At 64.0% G+C, this 21,339-nt stretch carries 20 protein-coding genes; 19 read left to right on the top strand and 1 reads right to left on the bottom strand.

The features are described 5' to 3' along the window. Nucleotides 1–156: 156 nt before the first annotated feature. From AC1DXM_RS02150 to AC1DXM_RS02140, 3 genes are read left to right on the top strand one after another with little or no spacing between them, the layout of a single operon-like run. On the top strand, nucleotides 157–432 hold the full coding sequence (locus AC1DXM_RS02150) for a type II toxin-antitoxin system ParD family antitoxin (RefSeq protein ID WP_477231952.1): 276 nt from the start codon (nucleotides 157–159) through the stop codon (nucleotides 430–432). After that, nucleotides 429–596, top strand: a complete 168-nt coding sequence (locus AC1DXM_RS02145; RefSeq protein WP_477231977.1) for a hypothetical protein — start codon at nucleotides 429–431, stop codon at nucleotides 594–596. Before AC1DXM_RS02150 ends, AC1DXM_RS02145 begins: the two co-directional genes overlap by 4 nt. Beyond that, a complete protein-coding gene (locus tag AC1DXM_RS02140; RefSeq protein ID WP_477231951.1) occupies nucleotides 541–732 on the top strand; it encodes a type II toxin-antitoxin system RelE/ParE family toxin in 192 nt (63 codons plus the stop codon). The genes AC1DXM_RS02145 and AC1DXM_RS02140 overlap by 56 nt, the downstream gene beginning before the upstream one ends. Here the strand turns inward: AC1DXM_RS02140 and AC1DXM_RS02135 are convergent. Continuing rightward, nucleotides 729–1,856, bottom strand: coding sequence for a cystathionine gamma-lyase (locus AC1DXM_RS02135; RefSeq protein ID WP_477231533.1), 1,128 nt, complete (start codon nucleotides 1,854–1,856; stop codon nucleotides 729–731). The genes AC1DXM_RS02140 and AC1DXM_RS02135 overlap by 4 nt on opposite strands. A gap of 406 nt (nucleotides 1,857–2,262) precedes the next feature. Here AC1DXM_RS02135 and mraZ point away from each other — a divergent pair, with 406 nt between their 5' ends. From mraZ to ftsZ, 16 genes are all read left to right on the top strand, one after another. Next, nucleotides 2,263–2,721, top strand: coding sequence for a division/cell wall cluster transcriptional repressor MraZ (mraZ, locus tag AC1DXM_RS02130; RefSeq protein WP_477231532.1), 459 nt, complete (start codon nucleotides 2,263–2,265; stop codon nucleotides 2,719–2,721). Continuing rightward, a complete protein-coding gene (gene rsmH / locus AC1DXM_RS02125) occupies nucleotides 2,718–3,734 on the top strand; it encodes a 16S rRNA (cytosine(1402)-N(4))-methyltransferase RsmH (protein WP_477231531.1) in 1,017 nt (338 codons plus the stop codon). Before mraZ ends, rsmH begins: the two co-directional genes overlap by 4 nt. 4 nt (nucleotides 3,735–3,738) lie before the next feature. Further along, nucleotides 3,739–4,131 (top strand): cell division protein FtsL, encoded by a 393-nt coding sequence (ftsL, locus tag AC1DXM_RS02120; RefSeq protein WP_477231530.1) that lies wholly within the window; start codon nucleotides 3,739–3,741, stop codon nucleotides 4,129–4,131. Nucleotides 4,132–4,145: 14 nt separating this feature from the next. Further along, nucleotides 4,146–5,870 carry a peptidoglycan D,D-transpeptidase FtsI family protein gene (locus tag AC1DXM_RS02115; RefSeq protein ID WP_477231529.1) on the top strand — a complete coding sequence of 575 codons (1,725 nt, stop codon included), beginning with the start codon at nucleotides 4,146–4,148 and terminating at the stop codon, nucleotides 5,868–5,870. Nucleotides 5,871–5,924: 54 nt separating this feature from the next. After that, nucleotides 5,925–7,379 carry a UDP-N-acetylmuramoyl-L-alanyl-D-glutamate--2,6-diaminopimelate ligase gene (locus AC1DXM_RS02110; protein ID WP_477231528.1) on the top strand — a complete coding sequence of 485 codons (1,455 nt, stop codon included), beginning with the start codon at nucleotides 5,925–5,927 and terminating at the stop codon, nucleotides 7,377–7,379. Next, a complete protein-coding gene (locus AC1DXM_RS02105) occupies nucleotides 7,376–8,809 on the top strand; it encodes a UDP-N-acetylmuramoylalanyl-D-glutamyl-2,6-diaminopimelate--D-alanyl-D-alanine ligase (RefSeq protein ID WP_477231527.1) in 1,434 nt (477 codons plus the stop codon). Before AC1DXM_RS02110 ends, AC1DXM_RS02105 begins: the two co-directional genes overlap by 4 nt. Before the next feature lie 18 nt (nucleotides 8,810–8,827). Then, nucleotides 8,828–9,910, top strand: a complete 1,083-nt coding sequence (gene mraY, locus AC1DXM_RS02100; protein ID WP_477231526.1) for a phospho-N-acetylmuramoyl-pentapeptide-transferase — start codon at nucleotides 8,828–8,830, stop codon at nucleotides 9,908–9,910. 8 nt (nucleotides 9,911–9,918) lie between these two features. Then, nucleotides 9,919–11,319, top strand: a complete 1,401-nt coding sequence (murD, locus tag AC1DXM_RS02095) for a UDP-N-acetylmuramoyl-L-alanine--D-glutamate ligase (protein ID WP_477231525.1) — start codon at nucleotides 9,919–9,921, stop codon at nucleotides 11,317–11,319. Next, nucleotides 11,319–12,470, top strand: a complete 1,152-nt coding sequence (gene ftsW / locus AC1DXM_RS02090) for a putative lipid II flippase FtsW (protein ID WP_112560384.1) — start codon at nucleotides 11,319–11,321, stop codon at nucleotides 12,468–12,470. The genes murD and ftsW overlap by 1 nt, the downstream gene beginning before the upstream one ends. A gap of 1 nt (nucleotide 12,471) precedes the next feature. Beyond that, entirely contained in the window at nucleotides 12,472–13,596 is a 1,125-nt protein-coding gene (murG, locus tag AC1DXM_RS02085; protein ID WP_477231524.1) for an undecaprenyldiphospho-muramoylpentapeptide beta-N-acetylglucosaminyltransferase, read from the top strand. Next, nucleotides 13,596–15,002 (top strand): UDP-N-acetylmuramate--L-alanine ligase, encoded by a 1,407-nt coding sequence (gene murC / locus AC1DXM_RS02080; protein WP_477231523.1) that lies wholly within the window; start codon nucleotides 13,596–13,598, stop codon nucleotides 15,000–15,002. Before murG ends, murC begins: the two co-directional genes overlap by 1 nt. Beyond that, on the top strand, nucleotides 14,999–15,964 hold the full coding sequence (murB, locus tag AC1DXM_RS02075) for a UDP-N-acetylmuramate dehydrogenase (protein ID WP_477231522.1): 966 nt from the start codon (nucleotides 14,999–15,001) through the stop codon (nucleotides 15,962–15,964). Before murC ends, murB begins: the two co-directional genes overlap by 4 nt. A 311-nt stretch (nucleotides 15,965–16,275) precedes the next feature. Beyond that, complete coding sequence (locus tag AC1DXM_RS02070) at nucleotides 16,276–17,202, top strand: D-alanine--D-alanine ligase (protein ID WP_477231521.1); 927 nt, start codon at nucleotides 16,276–16,278, stop codon at nucleotides 17,200–17,202. After that, nucleotides 17,190–18,131 (top strand): cell division protein FtsQ/DivIB, encoded by a 942-nt coding sequence (locus tag AC1DXM_RS02065; RefSeq protein ID WP_477231520.1) that lies wholly within the window; start codon nucleotides 17,190–17,192, stop codon nucleotides 18,129–18,131. Before AC1DXM_RS02070 ends, AC1DXM_RS02065 begins: the two co-directional genes overlap by 13 nt. Next, nucleotides 18,128–19,435, top strand: a complete 1,308-nt coding sequence (ftsA, locus tag AC1DXM_RS02060; protein ID WP_112560390.1) for a cell division protein FtsA — start codon at nucleotides 18,128–18,130, stop codon at nucleotides 19,433–19,435. Before AC1DXM_RS02065 ends, ftsA begins: the two co-directional genes overlap by 4 nt. 66 nt (nucleotides 19,436–19,501) lie before the next feature. Beyond that, complete coding sequence (ftsZ, locus tag AC1DXM_RS02055; protein ID WP_477231519.1) at nucleotides 19,502–21,154, top strand: cell division protein FtsZ; 1,653 nt, start codon at nucleotides 19,502–19,504, stop codon at nucleotides 21,152–21,154. Nucleotides 21,155–21,339: the final 185 nt, after the last annotated feature.

Raw genomic sequence — 21,339 nt, 5'->3', positions numbered from 1 at the left:
TCTTTTGAGATCAACAGGTTGCGCCTTCGGGCGCGCCTGTTGATTCAGATGCTTGAGCAATTGAATCAACGGCGCATGGGCCGAGACCACGTCTTGAACTTGGTGCGATTAAATCGTACCATGACCTTCGTGGTGGATGGGATCAAGGAGCACGTCATGGGTCATGTCGACAAACGCAGCATCACGCTTTCGCCGGAGCTGGCAGCGGCGGTCGACGATGTCGTGGCCGCCGGCGAATATGCGTCTGCCAGCGAAGTGATCCGCGACGCCCTGCGGCAGTGGAAGGACCGGCGCGACCTGCTCGGCTACACGGTCGAGGAGTTGCGCAAGCTGGTGCAGGAGGGGATCGACAGTGGGCCGGGACGTTTTGCGTCGATGGACGAGATCAAGGCCGAAGCACGCAGGCGATTGAGAGGCGATGACGCAGCATGAGTTTGCTGCCCATCGTCCGCAATGCGCGCGCAGAAGAAGACCTGATCGCGATCTGGCTGCATGTTGGACGCGACAGCGAGGCTGCGGCCGACCGATTGCTCGACCGGATTGAGGCACGCTGGCAGCAAACTGGCGACGTATCCATACTCAGGGGCGCCGCGTGACGACATCGCGCCCGGTATTCGTCATCTGATCGTCCGAGAATACCTCATTCTGTACCGTGTGGGCGAAGACGCGATCGAGATCATTCGTGTCTTGCACGGCAGGCGCGATATTGGCGCCGTCGACCTAGTCACTTAATCCGCCCGTTCAAGCCCGATCTTGTCCAGCGATGCTTCGATCGCCTGCCAGAGTTCTTCCACTGGCTCGCAACCGACCGACAGGCGCACGAATCCGGGCGGAACGGCGTCGCCGCGTTTGGCGCGCCGCTCGGCGGAGCTGTGGACGCCGCCGAAGGATGTCGCCGCCTGCATCAGCGTGCAGTTGTTGATGAAATCCTCGGCCTTGCCCTCTGAGGCGAGTTCGAAGGACACGAGGAAACCGAAACGCTCCATCTGGGCGCGGGCGAGATTGTGCGACGGGTCGCCTTCCAGCCCGGGATAGCGCAGCCCGCTCACGGCGCGATGGTCCTTCAGGCGCTTCGCAATTATCTCCGCCGAAGTGCACATGCGGTCGAAGCGCACGTCCAGCGTCTCCAGGCCACGATGCACCAGCCATGCCTCGAACGGGCCGGGAATGCCGCCCGCCAACTCGCGCCAGCCGGTGACGGCGGCGATGATCTCCGGATTGCGGCTGGCGACATGGCCGAACAGCACGTCGGAATGACCGTTGGTCGCCTTGGTGTCGGCGGCGACGACGATGTCTGCGCCGAGATCGAGCGGGCGCTGGCCGAACGGCGTCATCGTCGTGTTGTCGACGACGACGATCGCACCCGCCCGGTGAGCGGCCTCGGCGACGGCCGCGATGTCGCAGATGTCCAGTCGCGGATTTGACGGCGTTTCGACATAGACGAGCCGATAACCCTCGAAGCCGCCGTCGAGAAAGGTCGATGTCGGCCTGAGATCATAGGCGATGCCGAACGGTTTCAGGAAGCGCTCGGCCAGCGCGCGCGTGGCGTGATAGCCGTCGGAGGGCAGCAGGACGCGGTCGCCCGATTGCAACAGGCCGAAAAACACCGCCGAGATCGCCGCCATTCCCGAGGGGAAGCCGACGCATGGGGCGCCTTCCAGATGCGCCAGCATGTGCTCGACCGCATCCCAGGTGGCGTTGCTGTAGCGGCCGTACTGACTGTAGCCGGCGCCATCGCCTGGATTGTGGAAAATGGCAGCCATAGTCAGCGGCAAAGGGATGGGGTCGCCTTTGGCAAGCCCGTCGCGACGCAGATGGGCAAGGGAGGCCGCGCGTGACCTGGCTGTTTCGGACATGGATTTTCTAACCTTGTTGCTGGGCGGAAAGACGGCTGACGCTATGCGCGGTAGCGATGCGCGGCAAGCCGCTTCCGGTTGGGCCAAGCCGCTCTAAACGCTTCGTTAGGCTTAATGGACGATAAAGACGGGAGCGCCGTCAAAGCTGCTCTCACCGGTTGTGGGGCGCGCGTTTGTGAAGCCTGATCCCGTTGACGCCCATAGTGCCCCATGATATCCCATTTCGACACCAAAGCCTTCGTTCCGCGTCAGGGTAAAGCGTACGCCAATCGGGCAGCCGCGGCGGCTGTGCGTTCGCGGGGTTTTGCCGTTGGGACCGAAGCAGATTTTCGGCAGGGGACGCGCCTCACTGGCGCGGACGAAAACATGGAGAGGGGTGCGGCGGCGGAAGCGGCTGTAGAGGGTCATGGACCGGTTTCTGTCAAGCGCGGTGAACAGGATCGATGCGAAGGGGCGGGTCTCCGTTCCGGCGCATTTCCGCGCGGTCGTGCAGAAACGCGGCTATTCGGAACTCTACGCGCTGCGCGGCCTCGATGTCCCGGCGATGGATGTCGGCGGGCTCGACCTGCTCGACCGCTACGAGCAGCGCATCGCGCTGGAGGATCCTTTCCTGCAGACGGCGGACGACATGTCGTTCTTCTGCCATGGCGACGGGACGTTCCTGAAACTCGATCAGGACGGCCGCATCACGATGACCGATTTCATCCGCGAGCATACGGGCATCTCGAGCGAAGTCGCTTTTGTCGGTCGCGGCAATTTCTTTCAAGTTTGGGAACCCGGGCGGCTTGCCGCCTATGGGGCGCAGGCGCGCGCCCGGCTTTTGCAGCTTCGGCAGGGGACGAAGCCTGGGGAGCGACCGGAATGATGGCGGATCACGGCGATGATATCAGCGCCGTTGGCGGATCGGTCCGTCACATTCCGGTCCTCCTTGCCGAAGTGCTGGAAGCGCTCTCGCCCAAAGAAGGCGATGTGATCGTCGACGGTACCTTCGGCGCTGGCGGCTACACCAAGGCGATCCTGGCGAGCGGCGCCTCGGTGGTGGCGATCGATCGCGATCCGGACGCCATCGCCGCGGGGCGGAACCTGGAGCAGCAATCCGGAGGCAGGCTGAGGCTGGTGCAAGCGCCGTTCTCGACGCTGGACGAGCAGGTCGAAAGCGCCGACGGCGTTGTGCTCGACATCGGCATTTCCTCCATGCAGGTCGACCAGGCCGAACGCGGCTTTTCGTTCCGCGCCGACGGGCCGCTCGACATGCGCATGGCACAGGCAGGCTTGAGCGCCGCAGACGTCGTCAATAGCTTCAAGATGGGCGATCTCGCCCGCATTTTCGGCTTCCTTGGCGAAGAGCGCAACGCCGGGCGCATTGCCCGCATGATCGAGAGCCGGCGCGAAAAACGGCCGTTCGAGCGCACGCTCGATCTCGCCGACGCCATCGAGACGCATATCGGCCGCGCGCCGAAGGACAAGATCCATCCGGCCACCCGCGTCTTCCAAGCGCTGCGCATCTTCGTCAATGACGAGCTGGGCGAGCTGGCCAAGGCGTTGGTGGCGTCTGAGCGCGTGCTGAAGCCCGGCGGGCGGCTTGCCGTGGTGACGTTCCATTCGCTGGAAGATCGCATCGTCAAGCGCTTCATCGCCGACCGCGCCGATGCGGTGACCGGCTCGCGCCATATGCCCGAGGCGCATGCGCGCAGCGCCACCTTCCGCAAAGCCGGTGGCGGCGTGACGCCCGGCGACGCTGAGATAGCCGCCAATCCACGGGCGCGATCGGCCAGGCTGCGCGCAGCAATACGCACCGAGGCGCCAGCGCGCGCCGGCGATCTTTCAATTTTCGGCCTTCCAAAGCTTCCCGGCATCCAGGCGCCGCGAGAGAGGTGAACAATTGTTTCGAACCAGCGACATAGTCCTGATCGCCGTCATGGTCTCGGCCGCGGCCTTCACTTACAAGGCCAAGCGCGAGGCTGAGGAACAACTGGCCTCGGTGCAAAAGATCGAGGCGCAGATCCGCTATGAGGAGGACACGATCGACCTGCTCAAGGCCGACTGGAGCCTGCTGACTCAGCCGTCGCGCCTGCAGAAGCTGGCTGAAACCTACAAATCGCAGCTCGCACTCGAGCCGGTCAATGCGCGACAGATCGTCGGGATCGACGATCTGCCGGCAAAACCGCTCAACATCGAGGACCTGTCGTCGCAGCGACTCGGCGGCATGGCCGATAATTCCGGCGAAGGACCAGCCGGCAAGGATCCCGTGGTGACCGGAGCCATCGTGCAATGATCGCGGGACTTCCCATGACGGCCAAACTTCCGTCTATCGGCAAATTGCTGAAGCGGCGCGCAAGGACCGGCGAGGACGGCTCGATCGTTGTCGAAGGCGCGCGCAAGGCGACCGGCGGCAAGGCCAAGACCCGCATCATCATGACGATGGCGGTGTTCTTCGGCATCTATTCCACCATCGCTGGACGGCTGGTCTATCTCGGTTTCCAGAACCCCGACATGTCGAACGGGCCGCAGAGCCGGGTGACGGCATCGCGGCCTGACATTGTCGACCGCAATGGCGAGGTGCTGGCGACCGATATCAAGACGGCATCGCTGTTTGCCGAGCCGCGCCGCATCGTCGATGCCGACGAGGCGATCGAAAAGCTGTCCACCATTCTGCCCGATATCGACCCCGAGCAGACCTACCACAAGCTGAAGAGCGGCGCCGGCTTCGTCTGGCTGCAGCGGCAGCTGACGCCCAAGCAGCAAGCCGACATCATGCAGCTCGGTATTCCAGGCATCGGCTTTCGCACCGAAAAGCGCCGCTTCTATCCGGCCGGCGTGACGTCATCCTACATTGTCGGCCTCACCAACATCGACAATCAGGGCATCTCCGGCATGGAGAAATATATCGACGAGCAGGGCCTGAGCGACTTGCAGGCCTCTGGCCTTGCGGTGGCGAAGGACCTGAAGCCGGTGCAGCTTTCGATCGATCTGCGCGTCCAGCATGTGGTGCGCGACGAGATCGCCGCCGGCCTCGAACGCTATCGCGCCATGGGCGCCGGCGCCGTTGTGCTCAACATCAAGACCGGTGAAGTGGTGGCCATGGCCTCGGTGCCGGATTTCGATCCGAACAATCCCTTTAATGCGCAAGACAAGGACCGGCTGAACCGCATGTCCGCCGGCCTCTACGAGATGGGCTCGACCTTCAAGAGCTTTACCTCGGCGATGGCGCTCGATTCCGGCAAGGCTAACATGAACAGCCGTTTCGACGCGTCGCATCCGATCCGTGTCGGCCATCAGGCCATCCACGATTTTCATGGCAAGAACCGCGTGCTGTCGCTGCCGGAAGTGTTCCTCTATTCCTCCAACATCGGATCGGCGCGCGAGGCCGAGCTAGTCGGCATCGAGGGGCACCGCGAATTCCTGCATCGCCTCGGCCTTTTGGACAGGATGCAGACCGAACTGCCTGAGGTCGCACGCCCGACCGAGCCCAAGGTCTGGAAACAGGTCAACTCGTTCACCATCGCCTTCGGCCATGGCGTGTCGACGACACCGCTGCAGGCCGCGGTCGGCTGCGCGGCACTGATGCAGGGCTACCTGATCCAGCCGACATTCCTGGTCCGCAGCCAGCAGGAAGCCATGGCGGTGGCCAAGAGAGTGGTCAGCGAAAAGACGGTGGAGGGCATGCGCTACCTCTACACGCTCAATGCAGAGAAGGGCTCGGCCAGAAACGCCAGGGCCCCTGGCTACCGCGTTGGCGGCAAGACTGGAACGGCCGAGAAAGTCATCAATGGCCGCTACTCGAAGGAACTGAATTTCAACACCTTCGTCGCCGCTTTCCCGATGGACGATCCGCAATATCTGGTGTTTACGATTGCCGACGCTCCGCACCCCGAAAAGCCCGGGATGACCGACGTTGCCGCCAACAATGCGGGGGTTATGGCCGGCAATATCATCCGGCGAGCAGCGGCCATGCTTGGCGTGAAGCCAGATTTCAGCCATGAAAATGGTGCAACGCTGGTTTCCTATCAGTGATTCTTAGGGCGCGCCGGCAACTGCGCGCTATTTTGTTGCGATGAACGGGGTTCGATGCACCTGAAAGATTTAGCCGGTATCCTGCCTGTCGAGGGAACAGCGTCCCGCGATCTGGAGGTAACCGGGATTTCGTCGGATTCCCGCCAGGTCAAACCCGGCGTCGTCTTTTTCGCGCTTGCCGGCAGCAAGGCGGACGGCGCCACCTATGTCGCCGATGCGGAAAAACGCGGCGCGGCGGCGGTTGTCGTGGGTAAGGCCAGCGCGATTGCCGGCCTGTCGGTTCCGGTGCTGAGCGTCGATGATCCGCGTCTGGCGCTGGCGCTGAGTGCCGCGCGCTTCTTTGGCAGGCAGCCTGAAACCATGGTCGCGGTCACCGGCACCGCGGGCAAGACGTCGGTCGCTGCCTTCACCAGGCAGATCTGGGAGCAGGCCGGTTTCGCCGCCGCTTCAATCGGCACCACCGGCGTGGTGGCGCCGGGCCGCAACGAGTATGGATCGCTGACCACGCCCGATCCGGTGGCTTTGCACCAATTGCTCAGGGAATTGGCGGAGGCCGGCGTCACCCATGCCTCGATGGAAGCCTCCAGCCATGGTCTCGACCAGCGCCGCCTCGATGGTGTGAAGCTCGCCGCCGGCGGTTTCACCAATCTCGGCCGCGACCATATGGACTATCATCCGACCGTCGAGGACTATCATCGCGCCAAATTGCGCCTGTTCGATACGCTGCTACCGAAAGGCGCGCCGGCCATCATCTTTGCCGACGATCCGTGGTCTGCGCCGACGGTCAAGGCAGCGCAGGCCGCTGGGCTCAAGGTGCTGACGGTTGGCCGCCACGGCGATTTTCTCCGCCTGAAGCGGGTCGAGCATGAGCGCCACCGCCAGCGCGCCGAGGTCGAAGCCGATGGCGTACTCTACGAGATCGACCTGCCGCTGGCCGGCGATTTCCAGATTGCCAACGCCCTGGTTTCGGCGGGTCTGGCGATTTCCACTGGAACGCCAGTCGCCAAGGCTTTGATGGCATTGGAGAAACTCCAGGGCGCGCCAGGCCGGCTCGACCTTGTCGGCGCGACTGCCAATGGCGCGCCGGTCTATGTCGATTATGCCCACAAGCCGGATGCGCTGGAAAATGTGCTGGCCGCTGTGCGCCCGTTCACCACCGGCCGCGTCATTGTCGTGTTCGGCTGCGGCGGCGACCGCGACCGGGGAAAGAGGCCGATCATGGGCGAGATCGCTACACGGCTTGCCGATGTCGTCATCGTCACCGATGACAACCCGCGTTCGGAAGTGCCGGAAACGATCCGCGCCGCTATCCTGGCGGCCGCGCCCGGCGCCATCGAGATCGGCGATCGCCGCAAGGCGATCCACGATGCCGTCGCGATGCTTAAGGCCGGCGATACGCTGATCGTTGCCGGCAAGGGCCATGAAGAGGGCCAGACCATCGGCGCCGAGACATTTCCTTTCTCAGACCATGAGGAAGTCCGCTCGGCATTGCGGGAGAGGGCCGCATGAGCGTGCTCTGGACTGCCGATGCGCTGGTCGACGCCATGGGCGGACGGCCGCTTGGGCCAATGCCGGAAGGCATATCGGGGATCTCGATCGACAGCCGCAGCCTGCAGCCGGGCGACGCCTTCTTCGCCATCAAGGGCGAGACGATGGACGGCCATGATTTCGCGACCGCGGCGATCAAGGCCGGCGCCGGCGTTCTGGTTGTCGCCGAAGGCAAACTGCCATCGCTCGGGCGGCTGACGGCGCCGATGATCGTCGTGCAGGATGTGCTGGCGGCACTCGAAAAACTCGGCGTCGCCGCGCGCGAGCGTTCCAAGGCGAAAATCATCGCGGTGACCGGCTCTGCCGGCAAGACCACGACCAAGGAAGCGCTGCGCCATGTGCTGTCGGCCGTCGGCAAGGTGCATGCCTCGGCGCAATCCTTCAACAATCATTGGGGTGTGCCGCTGACGCTGGCGCGCATGCCGGACGATTGCGACTACGCCGTGTTCGAGATCGGCATGAACCATCCCGGCGAGATCCGGCCGCTGGTCAAGATGGTCCGGCCGCATGTCGCCATCGTCACGCTGATCGCCGCCGCACATCTCGGCTTCTTCAAAAATCTCGACGAGATCGCCAAGGCCAAGGCAGAGATTTTTGAAGGCATCGAGCCCGGCGGTGCTGCCTTGCTCAACCGCGACGATGGGCGCTGGAAGCTGCTCGACAAAATGGCGCGCGCCGCCGGCGTCGAGCATGTCTTCGGCTTCGGCGAAAACGCCCGCTCGACCTACAAGCTCACCAAATGCGAGCTGCATGCGGATCATTCCGACATTACCGCCAGGATCGGCGGGCAGGACGTCGTCGTCCGTATCGGCGCACCCGGCCGCCACATGGTGCAAAATGTGCTGGCCGTTCTCGGCGCGGCGCATCTGGTTGAAGCCGACATCGGCAAGGTGGCGGAGGCGCTGGCCGATCTCTCTGCCGAGCGTGGCCGTGGCAAGCGCCATGTGCTGCGCCATCCCAGGGGACCGATCACGCTGATCGACGAGAGCTACAACGCCAATCCGGCATCGATGAGTGCCGCCATGGCGCTGCTCAACGCGACGCCAGTGTCGGGCGAGGGCCGCCGGATCGCCGTACTCGGCGACATGCTCGAGCTCGGCGAACATTCGGCAAAGCTGCATGCAGCCCTTGCCGATCTGATCGTCGGTACCGAAACACGCAAAGTCTTTCTCGGCGGCCCGGAGATGCGGGCGCTGGCTGATATCCTGCCCGACGAGATCGAAGCGGACTACCGCGCCGGCGCCGAGGATCTGAAGCCGGTATTGCTGTCGGCGCTTAAGCCGGGCGACGTGGTGATGATCAAATCGTCGAAAGGCATCGGTTTTTCAAAACTGGTCGATGCCTTGCTCGGCAAATTTCCGGCTGAAGCCGCAGGCACGAAACAGAACTAGTCCGAGGGACGGAATCGCATGTTTACATTGCTCGTCGATTTTGCGGACAAGATCTCGGTCTTCAATGTCTTCCGCTACATAACCTTCCGCACCGGCGGCGCGCTGATCACCTCGGCGCTGATCGTCTTCATCTTCGGGCCGACCATCATCAATTCGCTGAGGCTCAGGCAAGGCAAGGGCCAGCCGATCCGCGCCGACGGGCCGCAGACGCATTTCAAGAAGGCCGGCACGCCGACCATGGGCGGGCTGATGATCCTGTGCGGCATCGTTGGCTCGTCGCTTCTGTGGGCGAACCTCTCCAGCATCTATGTCTGGGTGGTGCTTCTGGTGACGCTGGGCTTCGGCTCGATCGGCTTCTACGACGACTATCTCAAGGTGACGAAGCAGTCGCATCTCGGCTTTTCCGGCAAGGCGCGGCTGGCGCTGGAATTCGTCATCGCCGGCATCGCCGCCTGGGTGATCATGCATAATGGCCAGGCGCCGTTCTCGTCGTCGCTGACCTTCCCCTTCGCCAAGGAATTCATCGTCAATCTCGGCTGGTTCTTCGTGCCGTTCTCCTGCTTCGTCATTGTCGGCGCCGGCAATGCGGTGAATTTGACCGATGGCCTCGACGGGCTGGCGATCGTGCCGATCATGATCGCGGCGGCCTCCTTCGGCGTCATCGCTTATCTCTCCGGCAATGCGGTGTTTGCCGAATATCTGCAGATCCATTTCGTGCCAGGCACCGGCGAGCTGGCCGTCGTGCTCGGCGCCGTCATCGGCGCCGGCCTCGGCTTCCTCTGGTTCAACGCGCCGCCGGCGGCAATCTTCATGGGCGACACCGGTTCGCTGGCCATGGGCGGCCTGATCGGCACCGTCGCGGTCGCCACCAAGCACGAGATCGTGCTGGTCATCGTCGGCGGATTGTTTGTCGTGGAAATCCTGTCGGTCATCATCCAGGTCGGTTATTTCAAGATGACCGGCAAGCGCGTCTTCCTGATGGCGCCGATACACCATCATTTCGAAAAGCTCGGCTGGACCGAAAGCCAGGTGGTGATCCGCTTCTGGATCATCGCCGTCATCCTGGCGCTGGTCGGCCTGTCGACCCTCAAGCTGAGATAGGAGCCCGCTTGATCCCCGCCGCATCCTTTTCGGGCAAACGCGTTTCGCTCTTCGGGCTCGGTGGCTCGGGGATCGCCACGGCGCGCGCGCTGATCGAGGGCGGGGCCGATGTGTTGGCCTGGGACGACAATCCCGACAGCGTCGCCAAGGCCGCCGGCCAGGGCATTGCGACCGCCGATCTGCGCGGCGCCGACTGGGCGAAATTTTCGGCTTTCGTGCTGTCGCCCGGCGTACCGCTGACCCATCCGAAGCCGCACTGGACGGTGGAACTGGCGCGCGGCGCCGGCGTCGAAGTAATCGGCGACATCGAGCTGTTCTGCCGCGAGCGGATCGCGCGCGCCCGATCGGCTCCCTTCATCGCCATCACGGGAACCAACGGCAAGTCGACGACGACCGCGCTGACCGCGCATATCATCAAATCGGCAGGCCGCGACACGCAGATGGGCGGCAATATCGGCCGCGCCATCATGACGCTCGATCCGCCGCAGCCGGACCGGCACTACGTCGTCGAATGTTCCTCCTACCAGATCGACCTCGCGCCCTCGATCAACCCGACGGCTGGCATCCTGCTCAATCTGACGCCCGACCATCTCGACCGCCACGGCACCATGCAGCATTACGCTTCGATCAAGGAGCGGCTGGTCGCCGGCAGCGAGACGGCCATCGTCGGCGTCGACGACAGCTGGTGCGCGCAGATCGCCGACCGGCTGGAGCGGGCGGGTGGGCAAGTGATCCGCATCTCCAAGCGGCTGCCGCTGACTGACGGCTATTTTGCCGACGGCTCCAACCTGATGGAAGCCGTGCATGGCCGCTACAGCCGCGTCGCCTTCCTAGAAGGCATCGGCTCGCTGCGCGGCCAGCACAATGCGCAGAACGCGCTGGCCGCGGTCGCCGCCTGCCTCAAGGTGGGCTTGAGCCTCGGCGAGATCCAGGCGGGGCTCGAAAGCTTCCCAGGTCTCGCGCATCGCATGGAGCAGGTCGGCCGCAAGGACCACGTGCTGTTCGTCAACGATTCCAAGGCGACAAATGCCGATGCGGCGGCACCGGCGCTGTCGAGTTTTCCGCGCATCTACTGGATCGCCGGCGGGCTGCCCAAGGAAGGCGGTATCGAGCCGCTGCGCGGTTTCTTCCCGCGCATCGCCAAGGCCTATCTGATCGGCGAGGCGGCGCCTGCCTTTTCGGCGACGCTGGGCGAAGCCGTGCCCTATGAAATCTCGGGCACGCTGGCCGCCGCGGTCGACCATGCCGCCCAGGACGCGGCCAAGGATGACAGCGGCGAGGTGGTGGTGTTGCTGTCGCCGGCCTGCGCCAGTTTCGACCAGTTCAAGAATTTCGAAGTTCGCGGCGAAGCCTTCAGGCAAGCTGCGAATGCTATCGAGGGCGTGAAACCCATCGGAGGGGCACGATAATGCAAAGCCGTCTCGACAAAAGCCCGGTTGCAACCTGGTGGTGGACGATCGATCGCTGGTTCCTGGCGGCATTCCTGTCGCTGATGGGGCTCGGCATCGTGCTCTCCTTTGCGGCAAGCCCGGCGGTGGCCGAACGCATCGGCCTCGACAGTTTCCACTTTGCCACCAGGCAGATCATCTTCACCGTCCCGGCGCTCGGCGTGATGCTGGCCGTGTCCTTCCTGGAATCCAGACAAATTCGGCGCATGGCGCTGGTCATCCTGTGCATCATGCTGGTGCTGATGGTGGCGGTGCTCTACATCGGCGTCGAAGTGAAGGGCGCGCGGCGCTGGGTGTCGTTTGTCGGCATGTCGATCCAGCCGTCGGAATTCTTGAAACCTGCCTTCGTCATCGTCTGCGCGTGGCTGTTCGCCGAACACAAGCGCCAGCCTGACATTCCAGGCAATTTGTTCGCGATGCTGCTTTTGATCCTGGTCATCTCGCTTTTGGTGGCGCAGCCCGATCTTGGCCAGACCATGCTGGTGACCGGCACCTGGGGCGTCATGTTCTTCATGGCCGGCCTGCCATGGCTCTGGATCATCGCGCTTGGCGCCACCGGGGCCAGCGGCCTGTTTGCCGCCTATACGGTGTTCCCGCATGTCGCCGCCCGCATCGACAAGTTCCTGACCGGCGAAGGCGATACGTTCCAGGTCGACATGGGCCGTGAGGCGCTGATCAACGGCCACTGGTTCGGCGTCGGACCGGGCGAGGGCACGGTCAAGCGCGTCATCCCCGACGCGCATGCCGACTTCGTGTTTTCGGTCGCCGGCGAAGAGTTCGGGCTGATCATGTGCTTCTTCATCATGTCGATCTTCGCCTTCATCGTGCTGCGCGGCCTCAACACGGCGCTGAAAGAGCATGACGATTTCACCCGTTACGCCGTCGGCGGCCTGGTGACCGTGTTCGGCCTGCAGTCGGTCATCAATATGTGCGTCAACCTGCAGCTGATGCCGGCCAAGGGCATGACGCTGCCCTTCATCTCCTATGGCGGCTCCTCGCAGATCGCCATTGCCATCTCTATGGGCATGGTGCTGGCGCTGACGCGCAAGCGTCCGGAAAAGCGCAAGCAGATGGGCTTTGCCCTGTCGCAGCGCGCTTTGCCGGCGGAGTGATATGGCGCGCGGTGTCATTCTTCTCGCGGCGGGCGGAACCGGCGGGCATCTGTTTCCGGCCGAGGCGCTGGCGCATGAGCTGATCGAACGCGGCTGGAGCGTGCATCTGGCGACCGACGACCGTGCCGAGCGGTTTGCCGGCCATTTCCCGGCCGCCGCCATCCATCCGATCCAGTCGGCGACCATGGGCTCGAAAAACCCCGTCGCCTTGCTCGGCGCGTTTTGGAAGATCTGGCGCGGCGTGCGCCAGGCCTCCACTGTCATCGGCAGGATCAAACCTGACGCGGTCGTCGGCTTCGGCGGTTATCCGACCCTGCCGCCGCTCTATGCCGCGACACGGCGCAAGGTGCCGACGCTGATCCATGAGCAGAACGCGGTGATGGGCCGCGCCAACCGGGCGCTGTCCGGCCGCGTCGACGCCATTGCCGGCGGCTTTCTGCCTGAAGATGAAAGTGCTGCCGGCGCCAAGACGGTCATCACAGGCAATCCGGTCCGGCCGCCGATCCTGGAGGCGGCAAAGACGCCGTACACGGCATCCCAAGGCGAGGAGCCGTTCCGGCTCCTGGTGTTCGGCGGCAGCCAGGGCGCGCAGTTTTTTTCCGATGCGATGCCGGCGGCCATCGCACTCCTGCCGGAGGCGCAGCGCAAGCGGCTGGTGATCACCCAGCAGGCCCGCGCCGACGACGTGGCGCGAGTGAAGACGGGCTATTCGGCACTTGGCGTCCATGTCGAGGTGTCGCCCTTCTTCACCGATATGGCGCAGCGCATGGCCACCGCGCATCTGGTGATCTCGCGCTCCGGCGCCTCGACGGTCTCGGAAATCGCCGTCATCGGCCGGCCGGCGCTGCTGGTGCCTTATCCCTATGCGCTGGACCACGACCAGGCGGCGAACGCGGCAGCCCTTGCGGCAGCCGGCGGCGGCGAAGTCCACCCGCAATCATCGCTGTCGCCAGAGCGCATTGCGACGCTTGTTGGCGGGCTGATGGACAATCCCGAGCGGCTGGCGGCTATGGCTGCCGGCGCGAAGTCGGCCGGCCGGCCGGACGCGGCACGGTTGCTCGCCGATCTCACAGAGGCTATTGCGTCCAGAAAAACCGTATCGGATTTCAGGAAGGGGACGCATTGATGAAGATGCCGCAAACCATCGGCCTTGTGCATTTCATCGGCATTGGCGGCATCGGCATGAGCGGCATCGCCGAGGTGCTGCACAATCTTGGCTACAAGGTGCAGGGCTCCGATCAGGCCGACAGCGCCAATGTGCAGCGGCTGCGCGACAAGGGCATCGACTGCTTCGTCGGCCACAAGGCCGAGAATATCGGTGCTGCCGAAGTGGTGGTGGTTTCGACCGCGATCAAGAAATCCAATCCGGAACTGAAGGCAGCGCGCGAGAAGCTTCTGCCGATCGTGCGCCGCGCCGAGATGCTGGCCGAATTGATGCGCTTCCGCCAGGCCGTCGCCATCGGCGGCACCCACGGCAAGACGACGACCACCTCGATGGTGGCGACGCTGCTTGATGCCGGCGGGCTCGACCCGACCGTGATCAATGGCGGCATCATCAATGCCTATGGCACCAATGCCCGCATGGGCGATGGCGAATGGATGGTGGTCGAAGCCGACGAGAGCGACGGCACTTTCCTCAAGCTGCCGGCCGAAATTGCCGTCGTCACCAACATCGATCCCGAGCATCTCGATCACTATGGCAGTTTCGACAAGGTGCGCGAAGCCTTTCGCCAGTTTGTCGAGAACGTGCCGTTCTACGGCTTTGGCGTGATGTGCACCGACCACCCGGAGGTGCAGGCGCTGGTCAGCCGCATCGAGGACCGCCGCGTCATCACCTATGGCGAGAACGCGCAGGCCGATGTGCGCTTCACCAACCATCGCATGGTCGGTGCTGCCTCCGAGTTCGACGTGGTGATCCGCGACCGCAAAACCGGCGGCCAGACGACGATATCGGACCTGCGCCTGCCGATGCCCGGCCGCCACAATGTCTCCAACGCGACGGCCGCGATTGCGGTTGCGCATGAACTCGGCCTGTCGGCCGAGGCGATCAAGAAGGGGCTGTCGTCCTTCGCCGGCGTCAAGCGGCGCTTCACCCATACCGGCTCGTGGAACGGCGTCGAGATCTTCGACGATTACGGCCATCACCCGGTCGAGATCACAGCGGTGCTGAAAGCGGCGCGCAGCGCCACCAAGGGCCGCGTCATCGCCATCGCGCAGCCGCACCGCTTCACCCGCCTGCACGATCTGTTCGACGAATTCTCGGTCTGCTTCAACGATGCCGACACGGTGATGGTGGCGCCGGTCTATGCGGCGGGAGAGGAGCCGATCGACGGCGTGACTTCGGAGGCGCTGGTGTCGCGCATCCGCTCCGGCGGTCACCGCGATGCGCGCTATATCGACGGTGCTGCTGCCATAGCCCCCACCATCCGCGAACTGGCCAAGCCCGGCGACTTCGTTGTCTTCCTCGGCGCCGGTAACATCACCCAATGGGCCTATGCGCTGCCCAGGGAACTTGGCGGTGCGGTCTCATGATGCGCGGCCAGGACCTGATCGACAGACTTGGCGACCGGCTTGCCGGCCTGCGTGGTCGCATTACGCCCAATGCCGAGATGGACAAGATCACCTGGTTCCGCGCCGGAGGGCTGGCCGAGGTGCTGTTCCAGCCGGCCGACGAGGAAGACCTTGCCGCCTTCCTGCGCGCCGTGCCGGAGGAGATCCCGCTCACCGTCGTCGGCGTCGGCTCTAACCTCCTGGTGCGCGACGGCGGTATTCCGGGTTTCGTCATCAGGCTTTCGGCCAAGGGTTTTGGCGAAGCCGAGGTCATATCGCCGACCGGCATCAAGGCGGGCGCTGCGACGCCGGACAAGCGCGTTGCTGCCGTTGCCTATGAGGCCAGCATTGGCGGCTTTCATTTCTATCACGGCATTCCCGGCGCCATCGGCGGGGCGCTGAGAATGAATGCCGGCGCCAATGGCGTCGAGACACGAGAGCGGGTCGTGGAGGTGCGGGCGCTCGACCGCAAGGGCAATCTGCACACGCTGAGCAATGAAGACATGGGCTATGCCTATCGTCACTCGGCAGCACCTGCCGGGCTGATCTTCACCTCCGCCATTTTCGAAGGCGTGCGGGAAGACAAGGCGGCGATCAAGGCGGCCATGGACGCCGTCCAGACGCATCGCGAGACGGTGCAGCCGATCCGCGAGAAGACCGGCGGCTCGACCTTCAAGAATCCGGAGGGCACCTCGGCCTGGAAGGAGATCGACAAGGCCGGCTGCCGCGGGCTGATGATCGGCGGCGCGCAGATGTCGCCGATGCACTGCAACTTCATGATCAACACCGGAACCGCGACCGGCTACGACCTCGAATATCTCGGCGAGACGGTGCGCGCCCGGGTGCTTGTAAATTCCGGCATAAGGCTGCAGTGGGAAATCAAGCGCATCGGCAATTTCCGCCCCGGCCACGCCGTGCAAGAGTTCCTTGGGCAACTTCTCTAGGCATCTTGGCGCAAGCTGAAGTTCATGTGATGCTTGAACTTCAAACGGTCTGAAACAACACCGCGACCGTTGCCCGAAAGACTCACAACGGGCTTTTTGCAGCCGTTTTCGAGGAAAGTGAATCTGTCGGAATCATAAGCACTTGCCAGCGAATCAACTCTCTGATTCTCTGCCCTAAAGCGTTTCCTGATTTGAGTCGTTCGACGCGTCGACCGCGTTTTCCGTCTGGGGGGCAACCTGCCGGGAGACTCGGACTCCATCTGGTCGCTGAATGCGTGGTTGCGGGCCCGCCGTGAGAGGAATGACGGGATATGAAGAACAAGCATGTGGCTGTCCTCCTGGGCGGATTCTCGTCCGAGCGGCCCGTGTCTCTGTCTTCGGGAAAGGCGTGTGCGGATGCGCTTGAGAAGGAAGGCTACCAGGTTACCCGCGTCGACGTTGCGCGCGATGTCGGCGCCGTGCTTGGCGAGCTCAAGCCTGATGTTGTCTTCAACGCGTTGCACGGTCCGTTCGGTGAAGACGGCACCATCCAGGGCATCCTCGAATATCTGGCGATTCCCTACACCCATTCGGGTGTGCTCGCCTCGGCGCTCGCCATGAACAAGGAGCAGGCCAAGAAGGTTGCCAAGGCTGCCGGCATTGCGGTGGCGGAATCGAAGGTTGCCAGCCGCTTCGCCATTCAGAACAAGCACCCGATGAAGCCGCCCTATGTGGTCAAGCCGGTCAATGAAGGCTCAAGCTTCGGCGTTGTCATCGTGCATGAAGGGCAGTCGCATCCGCCGCAGGTGATCGGTTCGTCCGATTGGAAATATGGCGAGACCGTCATGGTCGAGCGCTACATCCATGGCCGCGAGCTGACCTGCGCCGTCATGGGCGATGTGGCGCTCGGCGTCTGCGAGATCATCCCGACCGGCCACTCCTTCTACGACTATGATTCAAAATACGTCGCCGGCGGATCAAAACACGAAATCCCTGCTAAAATTTCACCGAATATTTACCAAAAAATACAGACACTGGCGCTCAAGGCACATCTGGCTATCGGCTGTCGGGGCGTTTCCCGGTCGGACTTCCGCTATGACGATCGTCACTCCGAAAACGGCGAAATTGTCTGGCTCGAGATCAACACTCAGCCTGGCATGACGCCGACGTCTTTGGTGCCTGAAATCGCCGCCCAAGCGGGGCATTCGTTCGGCGATCTGTTGAGTTGGATAGTGGAGGACGCTTCGTGTCTGCGTTGAAATGGGGGCAGGACAAGGGCAGGGGTGGCGCCGGGCCGGCGCTGTTCGGCATGCCGTTGTCGTTCGACCATTTCGTGCTGCCGCGCGTGCTGCGCCGGCCGGTGCGCGTGCTGGCGCGCCTGGGTGGCGGCGACTTCGTCGCGCCGCGCTTTTCGGCAGCCATCCTGTCCGCTTCGCTCATCGCATCGAGCAGCCTCTATGGTGCCATTCTCGGCGGCCATGCCGACGACATCGTCCAGAGTATCACCGCCCGCACCGGCTTTGCCGTCGACCAGATCAAGGTGGTCGGCAACCGTCAGACCTCGGAGATCGACATACTGGGCCGGCTTGAACTCGATGGCTGGACGTCGCTGATCGGCTTCGATGCCGAGGCGGCGCGCGAGCGCATCGATACGCTGCCCTGGGTCGAAGTGGCGGCGGTGCGCAAGGTCTATCCGCATACACTGGAAGTGCGTGTCGAGGAGCGCGAACCCTTCGCGCTCTGGCAGCAGGGCTCGGAGCTTTCGGTCATTGAGCGCTCCGGCGCGGTGATCGCGCCGTTCTCGGGCGGCAAGCAGGCTTTGCTGCCGTTGATCATCGGCACCGGTGCGCCGGCCAAGGCGCCCGACTTCCTGGCCAAGATCAAGAAGTATCCAGAGCTCGCGGCGCGGGTCAAAGGCTATATCCGCATCGGCGAACGGCGCTGGGACCTGAAGCTGGAAAACGGCATCACCGTCAAGCTGCCCGAGGATGGCGAGGACCGGGCGATCGCCGAGCTGGTTCGGATGGATCATGACAACGGTCTTCTGACGCGCGATATCGCGGCCGTCGACATGCGCATCTCCGATCGCCTGGTGGTGCAACTGACGCCGGAAGCGGCGACGCAGCGCCAGGCGGCGCTCAACGAAAAGCCGCAAAGCCTCAAGCGCAAGTCGGAGACGAAGATATGAGCTGGCTTGGCGGCAACAGCGATGCCTCTTCGCGCCGCTCCGGCACGCTGACCGTGCTGGATGTCGGCTCAAGCAAGGTTTGCTGCGTGGTGGCGAAACTGAAGCCGCGCGAGGACGGCAAGCTGCTGCGCGGCCGCTCGCACCGCATCCAGGTGATCGGCATCGGCCATCAGAAGTCGCAAGGCGTGAAGTCGGGCGTGGTTGTCGATCTCGACCGTGCCGAGCACGCCATTCGCCTGTCCGTCGACGCCGCCGAGCGCATGGCGGGACTGACGGTGGATTCGCTGATCGTCAACATGACGGCCGGCCGGCTGAAGAGCGAAACCTATTCGGCCACCATCAATCTCGGCGGCCATCAGGCCGACGAGGCCGATATCAAGCGCGTGCTTGCCGCCGGCGCCAAGCAGGCGCTCAAGGCCGAGCGCGACGTGATCCATTCGCTGCCGGTCGGCTTTTCGCTGGACGCCGAACGCGGCGTGCGCGATCCGCGCGGCATGGTCGGCGACCAGCTCGGCGTCGACATGCATGTGCTGACCGGCGACGCCGCACCGCTGCGCAATCTCGAACTTTGCATCAACCGTTCGCATCTGTCGGTCGAGCGCATGGTGGCGACGCCCTATGCCAGCGGACTTGCGGCGCTTGTCGATGACGAGCTCGAAATGGGCGCGGCCTGCATCGACATGGGCGGCGGCACGACAACGATCTCGGTGTTTTCGGAAGGCAAGTTCGTGCATGGCGACGCCATCGCCATCGGCGGCAATCATGTGACGCTGGATATGGCCAAGGGTCTGTCGACGTCGCTCGACGCGGCCGAACGGCTGAAGGTGATGCATGGCTCGGCGCTGCCCGGCAGTGCCGATGACCGCGACCTGGTGTCGATCCAGCCGATCGGCGAGGAAGGCGAGATGCCGCTGCAGATCCCGCGCTCGGTGATGACGCGCATTATCCGCGCCCGCATCGACGAGACGCTAGAGCTGTTGCGCGACCGGCTGAACAAGTCGGGCTACGGCAATGCCGTGGGCAAGCGCGTCGTGCTGACCGGCGGCGCCAGCCAGCTTGCGGGCCTGCCGGAAGCGGCACGCCGGATTCTGGGACGCAATGTGCGCATCGGCCGCCCGCTCGGCGTGGCGGGGCTGCCGGAAGCCGCCAAGGGCCCGGCTTTCTCGACGGCGGTCGGACTGCTGATCTATCCGCAGATGGCGAGTTTCGAGAGCCATCCGGCGAAAGGAATTTCCGGTCTCAGGATGACCGGAACGGGCGGAAAACTGCATCGCATGAGTCAGTGGTTGAGAGACAGTTTCTAATTGACGGGGACAGCCCCATAGGCGGCCGCGGCGGCGAAGCGGCGGGAAAGGCAAAGGACGGAGACAATGACCATCAATCTGCAAAAGCCGGACATCACCGAGCTCAAGCCCCGGATCACCGTTTTCGGTGTCGGCGGCGGTGGCGGCAATGCCGTCAATAACATGATCACCGCGGGCTTGCGCGGCGTCGAGTTCGTCGTGGCCAACACCGACGCGCAGGCGCTGACCATGTCGAAGGCCGAGCGGCTGATCCAGCTCGGCGCACATGTCACCGAGGGCCTCGGTGCCGGATCGCAGCCGGAAGTCGGCCGTGCGGCGGCTGAGGAGTGCATCGATGAGATCATCGATCACCTCTCCAACACCCATATGTGCTTCGTCACCGCCGGCATGGGCGGCGGCACCGGCACGGGTGCTGCCCCAGTCGTTGCCCGCGCGGCGCGCGAAAAGGGCATCCTCACCGTCGGCGTCGTCACCAAGCCTTTCCATTTCGAAGGCCAGCGCCGCATGAAGACGGCGGATATGGGCATCGAGGAGCTGCAGAAATGCGTCGACACCCTGATCGTCATCCCCAACCAGAACCTGTTCCGGCTGGCCAATGACAAGACCACCTTCGCCGACGCGTTCGCCATGGCCGACCAGGTGCTCTATTCCGGTGTTGCCTGCATCACCGACCTGATGGTCAAGGAAGGCCTGATCAATCTCGACTTCGCCGACGTCCGTTCGGTGATGCGCGAGATGGGCAAGGCGATGATGGGCACCGGCGAGGCTTCGGGCGAGGGCCGCGCGATGGCCGCCGCCGAGGCAGCGATCGCCAATCCGCTGCTGGACGAGACCTCGATGAGGGGCGCCAAGGGCCTGCTGATCTCGATCACCGGCGGCCGTGACCTGACCCTGTTCGAAGTCGACGAAGCCGCGACCCGCATCCGCGAGGAGGTCGACCAGGACGCCAACATCATCCTCGGCGCCACTTTCGACGAGGAACTCGAAGGTGTCATCCGCGTCTCGGTGGTCGCCACCGGCATCGACAAGTCGGCGGCCGAAATCGCCGCGGTGCCGATCTCGATCCGCGCCGTGCCGCCGCAGCAGAAGCCTGTCAGCCGTCCGGCTCCGGCCGCGGAAGGCCGGCCGGCGCCGGTCCAGCAGACCTATGAGACGCGCGCGGCCGATCCGGTCGCCGAGGCGATTCAGCTTGCCGAAGCCAATGCGGCGGCAATGGCTCGTCCGGCGCCGATGGCCCAGGCGGAAGACTTCCGTCCGCAGAGCAAGATCTTCCAGGCCCCGCCGGCGCAGCCGCAACCTGTCGTGCAGCCGGTGATGCAGCCGGCGCCGCTGCGGGAAATGCCGCAGCCGGTGGCTGCCGCACCGCAGCGCATGCCGCGGGTGGAAGATTTTCCGCCGGTGGTGAAGGCCGAGGTGGAAGCCAAGGGCCGTCCGGCCGACCATGAAAACAGCGGGCCGATGGGGCTGCTCAAGCGGCTGACCAACGGACTGACGCGCCGCGAGGAAGAGCCGGCCCGATTGCAGCCGGCACAGCCGCGCGAACCGAAACTGCGCCAGGCAGCGCCCGAAATGCGCCGCCTTGCCAGCCAGGATCCGCAGCTTTATGCGCCGCGCCGTGGCCAGCTCGACGACCAGGGCCGGTTGACGCCGCAGACCCGCTCTGCCCAGGAAGACGACCAGCTGGAGATCCCGGCGTTCCTGCGCCGCCAGGCCAACTGAGGCGTTAACGGTATGTAACACTTGTTAACAGGCAGACGAGAGATCGTTTGCCTGTTAACCAAAAAAATCCTTTGATACCATAGTGTTACGAGGTGGCGCTCACGGTCGGTCGGGGTTACACAGAGTAAGAAACCGTGATTTGGAGTCTCCCTGACGGACCACTATCTTTGCCGCAGCACTTTCGG

The sequence above is a fragment of the Mesorhizobium sp. P3_A2 genome, assembly GCF_056403115.1.
This window is presented reverse-complemented; position numbering and strand designations above follow the sequence as displayed.

Excerpts from the sequence above, each read along its gene's own strand:
- AC1DXM_RS02150 (WP_477231952.1), top strand. The coding sequence starts at position 157 with ATGGGTCATGTCGACAAACGCAGCATCACGCTTTCGCCGGAGCTGGCA.
- AC1DXM_RS02145 (WP_477231977.1), top strand. The coding sequence starts at position 429 with ATGAGTTTGCTGCCCATCGTCCGCAATGCGCGCGCAGAAGAAGACCTG.
- AC1DXM_RS02135 (WP_477231533.1), bottom strand. The coding sequence starts at position 1,856 with ATGTCCGAAACAGCCAGGTCACGCGCGGCCTCCCTTGCCCATCTGCGT.
- mraZ (WP_477231532.1), top strand. The coding sequence starts at position 2,263 with ATGGACCGGTTTCTGTCAAGCGCGGTGAACAGGATCGATGCGAAGGGG.
- rsmH (WP_477231531.1), top strand. The coding sequence starts at position 2,718 with ATGATGGCGGATCACGGCGATGATATCAGCGCCGTTGGCGGATCGGTC.
- AC1DXM_RS02115 (WP_477231529.1), top strand. The coding sequence starts at position 4,146 with ATGACGGCCAAACTTCCGTCTATCGGCAAATTGCTGAAGCGGCGCGCA.
- AC1DXM_RS02110 (WP_477231528.1), top strand. The coding sequence starts at position 5,925 with ATGCACCTGAAAGATTTAGCCGGTATCCTGCCTGTCGAGGGAACAGCG.
- AC1DXM_RS02105 (WP_477231527.1), top strand. The coding sequence starts at position 7,376 with ATGAGCGTGCTCTGGACTGCCGATGCGCTGGTCGACGCCATGGGCGGA.
- mraY (WP_477231526.1), top strand. The coding sequence starts at position 8,828 with ATGTTTACATTGCTCGTCGATTTTGCGGACAAGATCTCGGTCTTCAAT.
- ftsW (WP_112560384.1), top strand. The coding sequence starts at position 11,319 with ATGCAAAGCCGTCTCGACAAAAGCCCGGTTGCAACCTGGTGGTGGACG.
- murG (WP_477231524.1), top strand. The coding sequence starts at position 12,472 with ATGGCGCGCGGTGTCATTCTTCTCGCGGCGGGCGGAACCGGCGGGCAT.
- murC (WP_477231523.1), top strand. The coding sequence starts at position 13,596 with ATGAAGATGCCGCAAACCATCGGCCTTGTGCATTTCATCGGCATTGGC.
- murB (WP_477231522.1), top strand. The coding sequence starts at position 14,999 with ATGATGCGCGGCCAGGACCTGATCGACAGACTTGGCGACCGGCTTGCC.
- AC1DXM_RS02070 (WP_477231521.1), top strand. The coding sequence starts at position 16,276 with ATGAAGAACAAGCATGTGGCTGTCCTCCTGGGCGGATTCTCGTCCGAG.
- ftsA (WP_112560390.1), top strand. The coding sequence starts at position 18,128 with ATGAGCTGGCTTGGCGGCAACAGCGATGCCTCTTCGCGCCGCTCCGGC.
- ftsZ (WP_477231519.1), top strand. The coding sequence starts at position 19,502 with ATGACCATCAATCTGCAAAAGCCGGACATCACCGAGCTCAAGCCCCGG.